14 protein-coding genes are annotated in these 18,228 nt (G+C 51.8%); 5 read left to right on the forward strand and 9 right to left on the reverse strand.

Features of this window, described 5'->3' with window-relative positions; genetic code table 11:
- The 4 genes from IKB43_10045 to IKB43_10060 form a co-directional block, all read left to right on the forward strand.
- The coding region (locus IKB43_10045) for a hypothetical protein (protein ID MBR2470465.1) at positions 1-1,294 on the forward strand (1,294 nt) is incomplete at its 5' end.
- A gap of 119 nt (positions 1,295-1,413) precedes the next feature.
- Positions 1,414-2,574, forward strand: a complete 1,161-nt coding sequence (locus IKB43_10050; protein MBR2470466.1) for a class I SAM-dependent RNA methyltransferase — start codon at positions 1,414-1,416, stop codon at positions 2,572-2,574.
- Positions 2,575-2,683: 109 nt separating this feature from the next.
- Entirely contained in the window at positions 2,684-3,889 is a 1,206-nt protein-coding gene (locus tag IKB43_10055; GenBank protein MBR2470467.1) for an MFS transporter, read from the forward strand.
- A gap of 15 nt (positions 3,890-3,904) precedes the next feature.
- Entirely contained in the window at positions 3,905-4,537 is a 633-nt protein-coding gene (locus IKB43_10060) for an NUDIX hydrolase (GenBank protein MBR2470468.1), read from the forward strand.
- A gap of 35 nt (positions 4,538-4,572) precedes the next feature.
- Here the strand turns inward: IKB43_10060 and IKB43_10065 are convergent, their stop codons facing one another.
- The gene (locus IKB43_10065) at positions 4,573-5,301 is read right to left on the reverse strand and encodes a hypothetical protein (protein MBR2470469.1); all 729 of its coding nucleotides are present in this window, start codon (positions 5,299-5,301) and stop codon (positions 4,573-4,575) included.
- 6 nt (positions 5,302-5,307) lie between these two features.
- The gene (locus IKB43_10070) at positions 5,308-6,081 is read right to left on the reverse strand and encodes a hypothetical protein (protein ID MBR2470470.1); all 774 of its coding nucleotides are present in this window, start codon (positions 6,079-6,081) and stop codon (positions 5,308-5,310) included.
- Between the two features lie 148 nt (positions 6,082-6,229).
- On the opposite strand from IKB43_10070, the gene IKB43_10075 reads away from it, so the two are divergent.
- Entirely contained in the window at positions 6,230-9,373 is a 3,144-nt protein-coding gene (locus tag IKB43_10075) for a glucosylceramidase (GenBank protein MBR2470471.1), read from the forward strand.
- A gap of 72 nt (positions 9,374-9,445) precedes the next feature.
- On the opposite strand, the gene IKB43_10080 is transcribed toward IKB43_10075, so the two are convergent.
- The 7 genes from IKB43_10080 to IKB43_10110 all read right to left on the reverse strand — a co-directional run bounded on the left by IKB43_10080 (position 9,446) and on the right by IKB43_10110 (position 18,185).
- The gene (locus IKB43_10080) at positions 9,446-10,342 is read right to left on the reverse strand and encodes a hypothetical protein (GenBank protein ID MBR2470472.1); all 897 of its coding nucleotides are present in this window, start codon (positions 10,340-10,342) and stop codon (positions 9,446-9,448) included.
- A 10-nt stretch (positions 10,343-10,352) separates the two neighbouring features.
- Entirely contained in the window at positions 10,353-13,004 is a 2,652-nt protein-coding gene (locus tag IKB43_10085; GenBank protein MBR2470473.1) for a hypothetical protein, read from the reverse strand.
- Positions 13,005-13,055: 51 nt separating this feature from the next.
- The gene (locus IKB43_10090) at positions 13,056-15,029 is read right to left on the reverse strand and encodes a hypothetical protein (protein ID MBR2470474.1); all 1,974 of its coding nucleotides are present in this window, start codon (positions 15,027-15,029) and stop codon (positions 13,056-13,058) included.
- 20 nt (positions 15,030-15,049) lie between these two features.
- Positions 15,050-15,394 (reverse strand): hypothetical protein, encoded by a 345-nt coding sequence (locus IKB43_10095; GenBank protein MBR2470475.1) that lies wholly within the window; start codon positions 15,392-15,394, stop codon positions 15,050-15,052.
- 59 nt (positions 15,395-15,453) lie between these two features.
- Positions 15,454-15,666, reverse strand: a complete 213-nt coding sequence (locus IKB43_10100) for a TM2 domain-containing protein (GenBank protein ID MBR2470476.1) — start codon at positions 15,664-15,666, stop codon at positions 15,454-15,456.
- 361 nt (positions 15,667-16,027) lie between these two features.
- Positions 16,028-16,672, reverse strand: a complete 645-nt coding sequence (locus tag IKB43_10105) for a hypothetical protein (GenBank protein MBR2470477.1) — start codon at positions 16,670-16,672, stop codon at positions 16,028-16,030.
- 88 nt (positions 16,673-16,760) lie between these two features.
- Positions 16,761-18,185, reverse strand: a complete 1,425-nt coding sequence (locus IKB43_10110; GenBank protein ID MBR2470478.1) for a pentapeptide repeat-containing protein — start codon at positions 18,183-18,185, stop codon at positions 16,761-16,763.
- Between the last annotated feature and the right edge of the window lie 43 nt (positions 18,186-18,228).

Consider the following 18,228-nt stretch of genomic DNA (forward strand, 5'->3'; position numbering starts at 1 on the left):
CAGCTGGAAAGCCGGAAAAGAAGGCGAATCCCGCTATGGCGACTCCGTCACCACCAACTGCTACGTGTTTGAAAATGGCGCCTGGCGTAGCGCCAACGATTCCGACTGTAGCCTGGAACTGGACGGTTGTACCGATGCCAAGGAAGGGACTGTCGGAAAGGGCAGCGACAAGAGCTGGTACATTTGCAAGGACAACAGCTGGGAAGAAGCCTCCACTATGGAGAAAGACACCTACGGCTGGAAGGACGCTTCCGAAGGCGACATCAAGAAAGGCGACGTGACGGACACCGTCTATGTGTTCAACGGCAAGAAATGGAGTGTCGCAGACGAAATCGAATCCGTGCTGGGCGGTTGCGTGAAGGCTACGGCAGATTCTGTAGGTAAGGTTAAAAACATCTGGTATATCTGCAAGGGCGGCGAATGGACCGAAGCCAAGCAAATCGAATACGACACCTACGGCTGGGAAGCGGGCAAAGACGGAGACGCCAAACAAGGCGATGTTTACAGCAGCACCTGCTATGTCTATGACGGCGACGCCTGGCGCCAGGGCGACTACAATGATTGCAATCTGGGCATGGGCGGATGCACGAAGGCTCGCAAGAACGAAGAACAGACCAAGGATGGCAAGAAATACGTTTGCTCGGAGTCCTCTGGAAACTACTATTGGAAAGGTGGTGTTATTACTGATGTTTCCCAGGCTGATGGAACTTGCTCCCCCAGCAAGACCAGCATCTACAAGGGCGAAACGGTAAATTGGGTATTCACGCCGGCAACGCTTGCTAGTGGTAGCTCTGTAACCGAAGTAATGGAATATCTGAATTTTGTTAAAAGTCTCACTTGCGACTGGACATTGAATGGCGCCGCCCCGGCATCTTCTAGCGGCAAGTGCGGTTCCGACGGAAAGACAGCGACTGCAACATACTCAACCACCGGGACCTTCTCCGCCTCGGTCAAACTGGGAGAAAAGACAATCAACTGCGGAAGCGTGCAGGTGACTGGCGCTCCGCTGACAGGTTGCACCTGTGAAGCCAGCGAACCCACCCCGGATGTTGCTGATGGTGCCGTAACCGTCACCTGGACCGTAAGCGGATGCCACGCCCTTGCAGACATCGCTTCCTACGCTTGGACAGAGGCCACAGGCACCGTGGGCACTGCAACAATGACATTCACCGAAAAAGGCCAAACCGCAAGCCCCACAGTCAAGGTTACCACCGCAGAAAACACTTCGGTAACCTTGACCTGCCCCACGGTCAAGGCAGTTGATTCCAAGGCTCCTGACTATACGAACCCTTAAGATAACGACCAAGTAACTCAATGGGGCGGACGCAAGTCCGCCTTTTTTTATCCTCTTATTTTTCTAGATTTGCGTCCCGGAGTCCTAGCTCCTAACCCCTAAATCCTAGCCCCTACCCCATGCTATTCGAACAAACCATTGCCCACCAGATTCCGAACTACACCCGCGAAGCCGATTCCCTCCGCGGGGAATCCCTTGCCATGCTGGATTACAAGGACGAGCTCCGCATCAAGGATGCCGCCATCCGGGAATTCTGGGACGTGAACCGCCTGGCCGGCAACCCCCAGAAGGTGGTGGCCAGCCCCATGCCCCGCGGTTACCGCACCACCAGCAAGAGGCGCGTGCACATGGAACCGGGCAACCTGCAGTTCGACCGTCAGAATTCCCTGCTGGAGCCCGACGAACACAACCGTATCTACGACTTTCTGTTCGAAAAGTTGATTACGCCGGCCTACAAGCCCCTGGCCTACGCCCTGAACTGGATTATCATTCGCGGCACCTACCAGTACCGGGTGGTGATTTTCAACATCAAGAAGATTGACGCCAGCATCGTGCGCAAGCTGAAGCTGATTGCCGACGCCCTGCAAAAATCGCCTTTCCACGTGACGGCGGCACACGCCTACGTAGATACCACCGAATCGGATTACTACCTGGAATCCAAACGCCCTACCGAAGGCCTGAACTTCAAGCAGCTTTACGGCCCGCGGGAACTTTCGCTCCCTCTCGGCAAGTTCAGCCTCCGCTACCCCGTGACCGGTTTCAGCCAGATTAACGAAAGCCAGATACACAACCTCATCAAGGCGGCGAGCCGCCTGCTCAGCCTCGGTAAAGAAGACCACTTTCTGGACCTGTACTGCGGTTACGGCCTGTTCAGCTTTGCCCTGGGCGAAGCCGCCAAGGACGTTTTGGGAGTGGAATGGGAAGGCCCTTCCATCGACTGCGCGAAGGCCTCGGCCAGGCACCTCAAAAAACCGTACCGTTTTATCGCCGGAAAGATTGACGAAGAATTTGTGCAGACAAGGCTTCCGCGACCCGTGCCGAACGAACCCGAAAAAATCCTGCTGGACCCGCCCCGAAAGGGCTGCGAACCGGGCGTAATCCACGCCCTTGCCATGCGAAAGCCCCTACGCATCGCCCACGTGTTCTGCGGCACCGACGAGATTCCCGCCTCCATCAAAGAATGGGAACGCTACGGCTACCGCGTGCGTGAAGTGCAGCCCCTGGACCTGTTCCCCGGAACGCCGCACCTGGAAACCATCATAATGCTGGAACGAAAGTAGACGAGAGAACGCCCTGCGGGCTACAGACGAGAGACGAGAGATTATAAGAAGACGTCATTAGATTTCGGCTCAATGGCCGAAATGACGCATAAGAAGAATCAAGGCATATATGTCTAACGAAAATGTGACAATCAAAACAGCCGACAAGAAGCCCGCGCTCTGGACCCGGAACTTCGTGACGGTGGCCGCCGCGAACTTTTTGCTGTTCTTCAGTTTTTACCAGCTGTTGCCGATTCTGCCTCTCTACATTATCGAAAAATTCCAGACCGACAACGCCACCGCAGGTTTCATCATCTCCCTTTACACCATCGGGGCTTTGGCCTGCAGGCCCTTCGCCGGATTTTTGGTGGATACCCTCAGCCGTAAGCCTCTGTACTTTTGGACATTCTTCGCCTTTACCGCGTGCTTTCTGGGCTACAAGACGGTGGCCTTCTTGCCCATCCTTGCCGCTGTGCGTTTTGCCCACGGACTTTTCTTCGGGATTTCCAGCACGGCGAGCAACACCGTGGCTATCGACGCCCTGCCCGCAAGCCGTCGCGGTGAAGGTATCGGCTACTTCGGCATCAGCGTGAACCTGGCTTTCGCCACAGGCCCCATGACCGGCATGTTCCTGTACGAAGCATTCGGTGATACCATCGTGTTTATCATTTCCATCGCATTGTGCGTCATCGGCCTTGTCCTGGTGCAGACTTTAAACGTTCCCCGCAAGGAGAAAAAGCCCCACGCGCCCCTTTCGCTGGACCGGTTTTTCTTGACCCGCGCCGTCCCGCAGTTTGCAAACTTTATCTTCGTGGGTTTTGCCTACGGGCCCGTGACCAACTACATCGCACTCTACGCCCAGGAGCTGGGCATCGGCGGCTCCGGCTGGTTCTACGCCCTGATTGCGGCGGGCCTTATTTTGAACCGGGTGATGACGGGGCGGCTCATCGACAAGGGCTACCTGATTCACCTGGTGGGTACGGGCATGACCCTGAACGTGGTGGCCTACTTTATCTTGGCCTTTAGCCACTCCCCCATCACCTTCTTTGTGGCGGCATTCCTGATTGGCACAAGCCTCGGGCTTATATTCCCGGGGTATCAGACCATGTGCGTGAACCTGGCACGCCACGACCAGCGGGGTACCGCCAACAGCACCTACCTCTCCGGCTGGGATATCGGCATTGGGGCAGGTATTTTGGCGGGTGGCTCCATGGCGGGACATTTCGGCAACCACCAGCCCGTATTCTTGGCCTGCGCCGTGGCGCTGGTGATTGCGGACATACTCTACTTCTCCTGGACTTCAAGGCATTACTTGAAGAACAAGCTAGAAGGGTAAACTATCTTTTCTCCCATGAAACCCTGGAAACTGCTCAAGACAGAATACCTGGTAGACGCCCCCTGGCTGAAAGTGGCCAAGGAGACCTGCGAACTGCCGAACGGAAAGGTCATTGACGATTTTTACACGCTTTGGCAGCCGGACTGGGTGCTGATTCTCGCCCGTACCGCCCAGGGCAAGTGGGTTATGACGGAACAATACCGCCACGGCACCGGAAAAATCGCCCTGGAGTTCCCTGCAGGAATCATCGACAAGGGCGAAACGCCGGAGCAGGCCGCCCTCCGGGAACTGCAGGAAGAATGCGGGTATGTGTTAGATGAGAGCAGATCCCCGGTCAAGCCGGGGATGACAAAGTGTGGCGCCAAAAACGAAAATAAGTCAGTCAGTGATTGCCACGAGGCTTCGCTTCTCGCAATGACAAAGTTCATCGGCACTTTCCCGGTGAACCCGGACAGACATCGCGGTGTATTTCACGTGGTGTTCATCGATGGAGTGGTCAAGGGCGGAAACACCCACTTTGACAGCACCGAAGAAATCGAATCTCTGGAACTTTCCGACCAGGAACTGCAGGCGAAAATGGCCGACGGCACCTTCTGCCACCCGCTACAGAAGGCGGGTTATTTGAAATACAGACTAATCAAAAAATAAGGGAGATTCCCGCCTTCGCGGGAATGACATAAACGCTATCCTCGAGTCAAGCGGATCAGGAACTTGAAGGTTCCTCGGTCACCACCATCGTTGGCAGCGCCGTCTTCGACAAAGGCGTGTAAAGAAAAGGCGAAAGCCACACCTAAGGACCAGGTTTCGCTCACCCACCAGTCCTTGCCCACTTCGTACTGCGTGAAGGCGGAAGCCACATCGATATCGCCATCGTCATCTCCGGATACCGCCAAAAAGGCATCCATGCCGCTGGAAAAGCCCACATAAAAGCCGTTCATCACGGAGCGGGGATTCCGGAAGGGATACACCATAAACCCAAGGCCCAAAGAGAAAGAAAAAGCATAACTGTCCAAGGATTTCTTTTCATCCGTGTTATACTTCGGGAGACTGATTCCAAAAAGATTTATGCCTTCGCTGTAGGATTTTTCGGTGTAATGATAGTCGGTTTCTCCGGAATAGGTCGCCAGTTCAAACCGGGAATGTAGCACGATTAAATTGGCAATGGACTTTCCGAACTTGAAATCAAAAAGAGGTGCAGACCAGCCCGAAAATTCCCGACTTGTGTTTTCTTCCCAGCTTCCGTCCGAATCTTCCTGGTAAGCCTTCAAATTCGTATAGGCCACGCCTGTCCCTGCACTAAAGAAAAATCCACGGTGCTCGTAGGGCGGCCGCGTCTTTTGGGGCTTGGTCTCTTGCCCCCACGAAGTCACTACAAGCAGAGCGACGATCGCTAATATCTTAAAGAACTTCATTAGCGACTATCCCCGAGTAAGCCTAAACGAAAGGGATATCACATTATCGTCATCGTGGGAGTCCACCGTATTCCAGACCAGGCCAGTCCGGGCATAGCCAAGGCTCACACCAATGGACAAGTGGTCATTCATCCACCAGTCTTTGCCCAATTCCACCTGGAACGCTGTTCCCGAATTGAAACTGACATCACGGGAGCCTCCGTTGATCAGAGTTACAAACGCAGCATAACCAACGGAACCTCCCACAAAGAATCCGTTCAGGGCCGAATTCTTGTCGCGGAAAGGATAAATCGTGGAACCGAAACCGATGTAGGTCCTGAAATTATAGCCGTCAGAGGATTCCATCTCCTTGGTTTCGTCTTCGGTCACCTGCGCGGGGCATTTTTCATTGGCATCACAAAACACGCGGTATTCCCGGTAACCGTAATCCATTGTTCCCGTAAAGAATCCCAGATTGAAAACCGTATGGAAGGCTATCAGGTTGGCTAAAGCCGTACCGAACTTGAATTCAAAGACGGGGAATGTTCCGCCGTAGTACTCAAAATAATCGACATCGCGATTCCGGTAATCACTCCCGTAACCATCGTTGTAATGATCATGTTCTTCTTTGCTGTTCTTGTACCAGTTGTAGGCCGCTCCGAATGACACGCTGTTGTAAAACCCGCGATGCTCGCGAGGGGCGGGCTTGGCGACAGTCGGTTCCGAAGGCGCAGATTCAGACTGGGCAAAAACCAGGCCCGCCACCATCAAGACTATAATCTCAAACAATTTACTTTTCATAAAACTCCCCTTAAAAACGGCAGTAATATAGTAAATGAGTGGTGAGTGGTTAGGTTGTAGGTCGTAGGTATTAGGGTTGATGCGGTCGGCTCTAACCTCTTATTTACTATCTTTCCATACCATAAAAACCTTAATACGGACATTCACTATGAGCATCAAAGATTACCTCGCCGGCGCCAAACAGGCCGGTTCCGTCCAGAAGCTGATGACCCCGGGCCTCGCCGTGGAATTTATCCAGCCCTGGTACACCCCGCTTTCTACGACTCCTTCTACCACGGGTATTGCTGTCGGCGGTATCGGCTCCACATTCACCGCCACGCCTGCTGGCACCACACCCGTGATGAACGTGATGCCTGGCGTGCAGGTCCGCACCGAAAAGTCCGCTGACCTCCGCTTCAACAACTTCTTCTTCAAGGAAGCGGTCTTAAACGCGAAGGCCGCCCTTGTGATTGGCAACTTCGCCGCATTCGGCATCTACAACAACAACTTCCCGCTCCTCGATGCAAACGGCGCGCGCGTTTTCGGCGATGCCGACATGAAGGACCAGAAGAAGGCAGAAGCCAAGCTCAACAAGGTTCTTGCCGACAAGGCTCTTTTTGCAACGAACAAGGCCGCCTTTGAACGCTGGCACATTCAGTTCAGCGACCGCACCCAGGCTTTGATCGCTGCAGGCAAGGACACCGCCGCCATCAACCGCGCCGTTCTCATTGACTTCTTCGATGGCATGATTGGCGAAAAGGCAGCCCGCGAAGGCGCCCTCACCGCCGCCTGGGCAAACGACTCCGAATTCCTCGGCCAGCCGGGCTACGACGCCGCCAAGATGAAGTACACCGCCCTCTATCCGGTGAGCGAAACCGTTTACGAAGGCAAGGGTGTCGCTATCACCAAGACCCAGTCCAGCTACGTGACCCCGGGTGACGAACGCCTCTCCAGCCTCCCCGTGAGCGCCACCGTGTTCACTCTCGAGAACAACACCAAGGAAACCCGCGAAGTGACGATTGTCCAGATTCAGGACAGCATCACGGGCTACATGGCCAAGAAGGACCGCCAGGGCGTTCAGGACTCCAGTTTTGTGCTGGTGCCGTCTGCTCGTTTCCCGAAGGGTGTGCAGTTCGACAAGGAACTCAAGGATGGCCGTTCCGTTCGCGGTATCGAATTTTTCAACGAAAAGCCGCTCGCCGAAAGCGACTTCAACGGTTGCATGGGCGTGTCCGTCGCCTGGAACAAGAAGGACAACCTGAACGTTTCCGTGAAGCCCATGTTCTACCAGGACGATGCAGCCTCTGTGCTGAAGGGCGCTCTCCAGAGCGGTCGCGTTGCAGGCTCTTGGGTCAAGAACGTTTACAGCGGTCGTGAAACGATTGCAGGTGCTGTCGCCGTGACTGCCGTTCTCAAGCCGAAGCAGAAGGTCAGCTTCCAGTTCAACCTGGTGCTGGATTTCCCCGAAATCAAGCTGAACAAGCTTACCTCTGCCAAGAAGTACACCGCTTTCTTCCCCGAAGCTTATGGCCGCGTGGGCGCTATCCTAGAAGAAGCCCTCGCCGCCGACAAGAACTTTGACGCACGCCTCAAGGCATTCGAAGCCCTCGTACCAAAGAAGGCTGTGGCCAAGCTCTACAAGACCGCCGCCAAGCAGGCCGAATTCAAGAGCCTCGCCATCAACACCCTCAGCTTCCTCGCCGAAGCCACCGTGTGGGACAAGGACGACCGTTTCTTAGTTCGCGAATGCGCAGACTATCCGTTCTTCAACTCCCTGGACGTTTACTTCTACGGAAGCTTCAGCCTCATGGCCCTGATGCCGCGCCTCGACGGCGTGGTGATGAAGCGCTTCGGTGATGCGATTCTTGCAGTAAATAACAACCGTCGCCGCCACCACGAATACGTGAACCTCCCCTACGCAGACCTCCCCGATCCGAAACTGGAAGGTCCCCGTGCTGTTCGCGGCGCCGTGATTCACGACCTGGGAAGCCCCTTCGATGCCGAACCCGATGCCTACGACTGGCACAACGTGAAGGAATGGAAGGATCTCGCTCCAAAGTATGTGCTGATGGTGCTCCGCCATTACGTGAAGACGCAGGACAAGCAGAACTTGCAGGATTGCAAGGAAGCCGTTTACGCCGCCATGCAGTACCTCGAAAAGATGGTGAACGAGGGAGAAAACTTCCCGCTCACCCACGGTACCGACGATACGTTCGACAACCTCTCCAGCCACGGCATTTCCGTGTACTGCGGTAGCCTCTGGATTGCAGGCCTCCGCGCAGCCGCCAAGATTGCCGAAATCCTCGGCGACAAGGCACAGGCCGACACCTGGAACGCCAAGGCCGACGCCGCCAACAAGGAATTCGACGAGGCCCTGTGGGACGAAGCCGAAGGCTACTACCATTTCTTCGTGACTCCGATGGAAGCAAAGGACGTTGTGGCCGACAAGCTCCCGCAGCTAGCCGACGCCATCAAGGACACGCTCGTTATCGACGGCAAGAACGTGAAGGCCGCCCTCAAGACCATCAATGAATGGCTCAACTCCGGCGCAATCCCGAGCGACGTGGAACTTTCCAAGAACGAACTCCGCGGACTCAAGAAGGCTTGGCTCACCGCCCAGTGCAAGGAAGCCTTTACCGCCAGCTGGAACGCAAAGATTGCAAACGACTGCGATGACGTATTCGCCGACACGATGCTCGCCGACACTTACCTCCGTCTGCTGGGTCTCAAGCCGATTAGCGACGAGAAGAAGGCGAAGGCCAACCTGTTGCGCGTTTTCAACACGAACTACAAGGCCAACAGCCCGCTCATCGGTGCCGCGAACCTTGTTCGTAAGGACGGCTCTCCGCTGGATGAATTCAACTTCCAGGCTCACGACGTGTGGATCGGTATCCAGTACAGCATCATGTGCGCCATGATGCACCACGGCCTCGAAAAGCAGGCTGCCGACATGGGCGATTCCATGATTCGCAACCTCTACGAAGAAGCCCGCATCCCGTTTGCCGCACCGGAAGGATTCAACGGTTCCTGCCGCCTGCACCCGGAAGCGCTGGTGAAGGCATTCGGTCTTAGCGCTACCGCCGCCGACAAGATGCACAAGGAACTCCTGAAGAAGGGCGCCCTGCTTGCCGACTCCCGCATCAGCCCGAAGCTTCCGCGCAACCTGCCCGCCTTCACCAAGGCATTCGGCAGCATCGCGAAGGCCAACAAGGTCGAAGCGAGCGCGCTGTTCATGCTGCTCCACAGCACGGCACTCAAGTACACCGCCGGCAAGTACTTCCGCCCCGGCATGGTGTTCGCCCTATTGTATTAAGACGGCCGAAGACCGCTGCCACAAAATTAAAACAGGTGTTCCTTTTGGAGCACCTGTTTTTAAACCATTATTTTACATTCCGTTACTAACGTTACTATACATTTCGTTACTAACGTTACTAAATACAATCGTATAAATAGCAAACGCAGCGGTTCCACTAGAACCTTGTATTTTAAATTTTAATGCCGAAAGTGATTTGCTAGCCTCTTCGCCTGAAATAGCCGTTTCTCCACTCCATTGTTGTTCAAAATCAGACCACTTAAAACAACTTACTATCCTAGATTCGCTTTCATCCAGGGTTACCATCGGATTGTTATAAGCTATCGACTCATCCATTCCATCGCCTAGACCCATTTCTAATTTGATAGGCACTTGCGACATATAAGCGACACACACACCATCCCAACTAGACGCATCCGCATCCACATCATAGCCAACTCCCACAAATGGGTCATTGAGGGCCGTCCCAGAGTTAAAACATGCCGTCCCGCAGATTCCAAAACATTCATAGATAGAACCCTCAAGCGACCCGCTGAGCCAAGAAATGGAGGACCTACCGCCATCACTGCCATCGTCATAAGCCCACCAATAAGAATATCCATAACCTGTTATATACGCATCAGGATTATTCCCATCCCACAAAGTCAATTTATCTTCACCCTGACTATTTGCAGAATTTGCAGACATATACGCCGACGAAGACACCCCAGAACTTACATCCTCTCCAGATGGCGAGGTCATTCCTGGTGGTGTAAAAGCTCCTACATCGGGGTATGCTGGGTTATAAACAGGATATGCTGGGTTTACTGCATAAGGATCAACCGGATTCGGATCCTCTCCATTGGAGTCGCTTGAAGCGATGCTATCTGCCGCAGCAAAAACGGGTCCATAATCATTCTCCCAATCGCCCGCATAGTCCGTGCAGTTCCAGAAGAGCAGAGCCGTCATAATTAAAAGAACCTTTTTCATATCAACCCCACTAGAAAAGGAACGTTATACCCACAGCAAGGAGGCCGGCCGCCATAACACCAATCCCAACATTTCTTATTGTCTGATGTTTCTTGGCATCATCCAGCCCACTCTGATACTCTTCAGCAGTTGTCGGAGCGGTCGCCGTTGCATGCTCTGCCTTTTTATCAAAAACAAAGGCTATCACGCCACCTGCAAGGGCGACACCAGCAAAGATCGACACTGGAACCCAATGTTTTTTCTTGCCGCCCCCTTTCTTCATTCCATCCATCGCATCGTCAGCCGAATTCTGTGGTTTATCCCTATTCCAAGTAACTCCCGATTTTTTCTCTGATTTTGCAACACAGCGGATAGGCAAATAAGCCCCCTTTGGACTAGTCCGTACTGAGGCAGCATCCCCATTATCCTCAAAAAACATCGTCATCACAAGATCATTTGCGGCATACGAAAAACGTCCATCCACTTCTGTCGATGTCCAGAATGGGACGCCATCTTTCCATAATGCATAAGGTCCATACTTTTCGCCTGGATCATTCGGATAAGGCATTCGTTCCGCCGAGAAACCATAAAGGTCTGGTCCATTCTTAGACCATGAACCATTTTGCTTAAGAGATTTGGCTGCATTTTCTGATCCACCCACAGTCTTAAACAACGCATTAACATCGCTCGTATCAGGCAGGCGCCAACCTGACGGGCATGCCTCAACAGCAACCCCCGGCAATCCACGGCCTTGTGCAAGCATCCATTGATAATAGCATCCGCCTCCATCCTTAAGGCATGCATTATTCAAACCAAGATGAGAATCATGGGCAGACGAATTCAGATTTTCGAATTTCAAGTTTTCAGCCATCCAAATCCGGTCCCCGATCTGGATACTGCGATATTCTTGGCCATCCCTCTTATCAACGAAGGTGCCGCCATTTTCATAAATATACTTGTTACGAATTTTTGTAAGGGAATCGGCAACGGCAACCGCCCGCGCCTTGATTTTCGACGCTCCTTCAATACAACGGACAGAAAATCCATCTTTTTTATTGTTGTCGCTATTCAGACGCGCACCATCGCTGCTGTGAAACAAGCGCACACCGTAGGCATACTTGCTATCGCTTTCAGTAGAAGTCCAAAAGTACGCATTGGTACCATGATCAATAAAGTCTCCCTTATCACGGCCGCCCTCTTTATAAGCCCCACGACGACCCGCAGGCAACGCCGAAAATCCATAGGCATCCTGTCCATTGCGACCGTCAAACCAACCATTGACAAACTTGAGCATTCTGCCCGCCATGGATTGTCCACCCACCTCCGTTAGCAAAGTTGTCCATTCAGCCTCACTTGGCAAATGCCAGTCATCAGGGCATGCCATCAGTGCCGACATCCACGTGTAGGAACGACCGTACTCGTCACAATCGCCTCCTCTACAGTAGCTATCTTCAGCATCGTAGTTCAGGTTCTCGGCCATCCAGGTTTGTGAGCCAATTTTTACTGTTTTGTACTTTTTTCCATCGCGCGTATCCGTTATCATCGACATTGGCTCTTTTATCAACGAACCATAGCTCGATTGCAGTCTAGCATTTCCATCATCCATGACACAACGAACATAATAACCCGCCTCATAGCCTTCTCGCTTGTGAAAATCCGCTTCATAGGCATTCACTCCCAAATAGAAAGCATCTCTATTCCTAGTATCGCCCCAGAAGTAGGCGCCATTTGCTTGCAATGCAAGCGCCGAAGCGCCTCCTTTTCTAAGCAAATACCTCCATTCCGTCGTATCCGGCAAATGCCAACCAACAGGGCATACAGATTTTGCAGTCTCATAGAAATAAAGGCGGCCATACTCATCGCAATTACTCGGTTTATTGCCGTAACACCAACTATCCTTGGTTGCTATGTTGAGGTTTTCTGCCATCCATGTCTGCGATCCAATTTTTACCGTTTTATATTCTGTTCCATCACGAGTGTCTGTTATCGTCGACGTTGGCCCACCTGTTGAACCATAATCCGACTGCTTTGGGGCACCTACATCATCCTTGACACAACGGACTACGTTATACTCATCAACTTTGCTTCCAAAGCCGCCAAGGTTGTAAGCCGAAAAACGATGTGCACTCAATTCCCACGCTCTGGCATATTCACGAGTAACACTCACCGTTGCAGTCCAAAAAACCATGCTAGGGAAACAGTTTGCACAAAAACCGGGGTCATGAAGATAGGCAGAGAAACCACTTGCATTGGTTCCTTCAGGAGCTTCGCTGGATTTCACCAACAAGGCACTGGGAGCATTCCAGGAACCGCCCCATTTTTTTTCCACATAATCATCCAGTTCTTTCCACTCGCCATATTGTGGCAAATGCCAGCCATCGGGGCAAACACCTTGAACATCATCGCAACGATCTTGTTCTGAATATGAGCAACCATTCTCGTAACCCATGGCCTCTGTCCAAGTGTAGAGGCGACCATACTTGGAGCAACTAGGATCACTCTTATAACAGCGGCTGTTCGAAGCCTCGTAGTTCAAGTTCTCCGCCATCCAGATTTGTCTGCCGATTTTCACGGTCTTATACGTTCTCCCATCACGGGAATCGGTCACGGTCGCTTTTTGTGCAGCAGCAACAACCGCACCTACAAAAAGCAGAAACAAAACTGTCTTTATTGTTTTTTTCATTAATCTGTTCCTCCAAAAAAAAGAATAGGCGGAACTTTTGTAACAATCACATTACGGAAAGGCCTTGACACAACGAACTGATGCAACTGTTTTACCCACATTCTTCAACGAAAATTCCGTTCTCGTCGAATAGCCACCTATTCCATCAGAACAATCATCTGAACCGACCGCAGGATCTTCATGCAACTTCAGGGCCGGCAAATTTTCCGTCATGTCGACAGTCAAAATTTTCTTCGAGGCACTCCAGAAGTTGGCAATATACTTGCTATCAACGGGACCGCCACACTCCGCCCTACATTCGGAACCCAGCACAAAGTCATCCGGCATAAATCCGATAGCGGCAAAGCCAAGCCTGTCCGAGCCATTTAGACGGTAGCCCTCCCTTCGCATGCAATCATCATCTTCCTCATAATGAACATCCCCGTATTCGTCTTCATAGGCATACTGGCAATCATCGCTTTCCAACTGCCCCCAAACGCCTTTGGCCAGGCAATCCGTTACGCGGATATCACCACCACACAAATTTTGGGCGTTAACAACCAGTTCGATCCAATCCTCGTCGGTCGGCAAGCGCCAGCCTTCTGGGCACGCATTCAAGGCATCTTCATACAGGAATGCATGCTGCCCGTGCAGATTGCTGTAGCAGACATCCTGGCCAGTTCCTTCACCGAGTTTCGTCTTGTAATCCACATTTTCGGCCATCCAAACCCGGTTGCCGATTTTTACAAACTTGTACCCTTTCCCGTCACGGGAATCAACAATCACACCGGTATCCGGGTCGCCCTCGACACAACGAACGGACACCCCGTAATCCTTACGGATGGTTCGCGTCTGCGCCGAATTTTTCCCAGTTTCCAGCTCTAAAGCGTAAGCAGACGTTTTTGCCGCCTCCGACGAAGACCAGAAATAAGTTGAAATCATCCCATTTTCATAGGTACCTTTTTTTTCGTCGCGGAATCCAACGGGAAAAGCCGAGAATAAGTACGAGTCCGTCGCAGGATCCCCTTTCCATGAGTCCTGCATTTTCAAAGCCATCCCCGCTACAGATTTTCCACCTGCGGCAGACACAAGTGAATCCAATTCTGACTTATGAGGAAGATGCCACCCTGAAGGGCACACCGTTTGCGCGACATCCCACGCATAAAGCCGACCCACCATGCCACACATGGACTCGTCATCATTCAAGCACCAGCTTTTCTTTACCTTGTAATCTAGGTTTTGCGCCATCCAGCGGACACCGCCAATGGTCGTAGTCCTGTAATATTTGGAATCCCGTCCATCTATCAGTACCGTCTTTTCTTTGTTTTGAACCGACGACTCACTCTTGATGCATCGAACCGCAAAACCATAGCCTCTTTCCAGCCCTTCGACACTGCTTATGTCATTTTCATCATCAATTTTTAGACGCAGTGCATTATCCCTATCATAGTCTGCTGTCCAATATCCGGCCATATTCCCTCTGCGCTTTATAACGCTATCCTTATAGCTAAAGAACCCGCTAGGTATCGCAGCAAAGCCAAGAGTGTCAATCCCCCCGGTAACACCCTTAACCGAAAACCACAATTTTGTCCCCTGAGCCCCTTTGTCCGCAAACCACTGTTCTGTTCCTTGTAGGCTTCTTTTTAGTTTCTTGTAATCCCAATACGAAGGAAGCACAAACCCTTCGGGGCAGGCTTTCAAGGCGTCTTCATGGGTATAGAGGCGGCCGTACAACTCACACGAATCACATACGCTACTGTCTGTCGCGTAGTTCATGTTTTGGGCAATCCAAAATTGGTCTCCGATTTTTATCGCATGGTATTTTTGTTTGTCACGAGCATCAACTATTTTTTCATACTTGAATTGACTCTGATAAAAAACTTCGACCGGCGAGAAAAAGTGCGAGACGACAAAGTTTTTTGCCATTCCCAGGAGTCCCGACATATACAGCACCCCAAAGACCAGGACTGGGGCGGCAATCGCCACAAGAACAAGAATCGCTTTATTTGGCGTTCCGGCATTTTTTGAAAACATTTCTTGCGGCATACCGCATTCCCCAGCAACAATTATTCTTTCATCTCTGAACTGTCGGGCTTTATTTCTTCAATCGATTTCTTTATTTCTTCTTTAAAGCCTTTATAGACAGCCCCAGAAAAGTTACCTGTTTTTTCACCAACAGACTGACCAATCGAAGCGGCGCCAACATCAGAAGAAACGACCTTATCTACAACAGACAAGACCGCCGTACTCATGCAGCCAATTGTGGCAACAGCAAATATGACTGCTAGTATTAGATTCTTCTTCACGCTTGCCGACCGGGTATACAACCGATAGAAGACCACCATCATTTCAATGATAGCCCCTATTCCAAAGGCAACCCCTAAAAACCAAAAAATATATATCTGGACCATAATGACCTCAAAAAAAGGGGACAAATACATTTTTTTGATTTGTCCCCAACCTGTTTTGTTTACCTAATCACATAATACGGATTTGGCTTGAACAAGATAATGAGCCAGTCAATAAACCAGCCAACACCACCCAAGCCGAGAGTACAAAGCCACAGCAAGCCCGTCAAAATCTTTCCTTCGTAGAAGCGGTGGAAACCAGCCCAACCGAAGAATGTACAGATCAGGAAAGCCGCCCACTTGTTAATTTGTTTACCTCTCGCATAGCCATCCATGTTGATATTCTGGTTGGAATTCGAATTGTTGATGACTATCTGCGGCTGGGCGGGGGCGGCAGCGGGAGCAGGTGCACTTTGCGGAGCCTCGCTCTCAACCGGGATAACAGTATAGTCGCTGCCGTTGGCATAGACTTCGACCTTTTTACCCACAGACGGAACAAAAGTCAGAAAGCCTTTGCCGACTTCAAAACAAGACCCATCTTCCTTGCCGATGGTCACCGAGGCATCGTTTATCTTGATAATTTTAGGCATAACTGAAAGTCCTTTTTTAGGAATGTTAATGATTCGCAATCTTAAATGTAAAAAAAAAAACAAAGTCAAGCGCTTTCTTCAATCTTGACATTCTGTAAACGAAATTTTACAATTTACCAAGAAAACGAACGATTTGGAACACCTTCTCCTTAAAGGAGAAATACTGGATATCGGCGTTCTCTTGGTCTATCACGAACCTGTGGTAATCAAAATTGCATATGCACTTGCTCACCGCACCCATATTGGCGTATTCTACGTACAGGGTGTCAGCTTTTCGCTTTTGGGCAATATCCTCCCGAACATCGCAATAATCCATCACATCAGTCACTTCCACATAGTAGGTTCCGTCGTTTGCCAGCTTCAGCGTAGCCTCCGGAAGCTCCTTCGAAGCGGTTGCGCCACCTTCCGTTGAAGCCTTTGCCATCGACAGGCCATCCTTCTGGCATTCGCCCCTAAGGAACCCTGCCTTCTTCAGTTCAGAAGGGGGCTCTTCCGAACCCGAGGGTTCCTTGCTGCCGGCGGAACTGCTCTCGACAACAAAAGAGGAACTCTCCGCGCTACCGGAGTCGTCAGATATCTCTGCCCCGCTGGAACTAGACGGTTCCGGAGGAGAAAGCTTTTCCTGCGCCAACGAAGATTCTTCCTGCGACGACGAAGATTCCTCCAGTGACACATCCGCCGAAGACGTATCGTCCCCGCAGGCCCAAAGCATCAGCGACAGAACCGCACCGCAGGCAAAGATCTTTTTCATGCTTTTCTCCCTCGTCTACTTTATACAGCAACCAAATAAAAAAAGAACCCCGCCGAAGCGAGGTTCCAAATCCGTTAATTAGGAACGACTAGAAATCGTCATCGTCAGAGTGTTTTTTCTTCTTTTTCTTTTTCTTCTTAGGCATGGCGTCTTCGGCAACCTTGTCGCCCTGCTTCTTGTTCACCACCACTTCGGCAGCCTTTTCACCGGGCTTGGTGAAGCCGAACTGACGGGGATCAAAGCCCTTGGGGAACTTGGTCTTGTTGTCGTAAAGCACGCGCTTTGCCGTGAACTTTTCAATCTTCGCGTTGCTCAGGTCGGCACCGGAGAAGTCCACGTCTTCCATCTTGGTATCGGCGTCAATTTTAACACCCTGGAGGTTCGCATTCAAGAAGCTCACCTTGATGAGCTTTGCACCGGCAAGGCTCGTGCCAGACATCTGGGCCAGCTGGAAGTCGGAGCGTTCGATGGTGGAATTGGCGAAGTTGCTCTTAGTGAGATCGGCCTTATCGAAGATGCTCTTGAAGATGTAGGCACCGTCGAAGACGCTCTTCACCAGGTCGGCTTCCTTGAAGATGTTCTTTTCAACAGAGGCGTCGTAGAAAGAGGCCTTGTCGAGCTTGGCCTTTTCGAAGTCGTTCTTGGCCACGGAACTCTTGTCGAACACCACACCGGTCAAGTCCTGCTTGGCAAACTGCATGTTCTTCACAGTAGCCTGGGCGAACTTGGCACGCTGGAGCTGGGTCTTGGACAGGTCCACGTCGTTGAAGGTGGTCAGGGAGAGGTCAGCGTCCTGCATGTTCACGTTCTTGAACTCGGCACCGCTGAACTCGGCCTGAGAAAGACCGGCCTTCACAAAGATGACGTCCACCAGGTCCGTGCCCTTGAAGTTTGCGGCAATCAGGTTACAACCCGTAAAGTCCGTGTGGTTCAGGGTAGCCTTGCGGAAGTCGCTGTTAGCCATCAAGGAACGGGCGAAGTTGGTGTTGGTGAGGTTAGCCTTGGAGAAATCGGCACGGGTAAGGTCCACTTCGTTCACGGAGGCCATGGTCATGTCTGACTTGCTGAAGTCCGTTTCTTCGGAGACCTTCATCATGTCAAGACGAGCATTCTTAAGATTGGTCTTGGGGAACTGGCTGTCCAGGAGCGTTGCACGGTAGAGGTTGGCCTCTTCCATGTCGGCACCTTCGAAGCTGGAGCTACGGATGTCGGCACCGCTGATGACCACACCCTTGAGTATGGCATTGTTGAAGTTCGCTTCGCTAATCACGGCGTTCTGGAAGGACACGCCGGAAAGGTTCGCGCCCTTGAAGTTCGGCTTTTCGCCTGCAGCACGCTGGAAGTCGGTAACATTCTTGATTGCCTTTGCGTTGCTGAAGTTGAAACCGTCGATACGCTTGTCGCGGAAAGAAATGTTGAGGTCCTTGCCGGACCATTCACTCTGAGCAAAGCCGCTCATGGCAAGTGCGCCCACAAGGCAAAGGCCAAACTTCGAAATTTTCATCATATTCATATACACGTTCCCTTTATGGAAAATCCAAAATAACGGATACCCC

It is taken from the genome of Fibrobacter sp., assembly GCA_017503015.1.
Taxonomy (GTDB): domain Bacteria; phylum Fibrobacterota; class Fibrobacteria; order Fibrobacterales; family Fibrobacteraceae; genus Fibrobacter.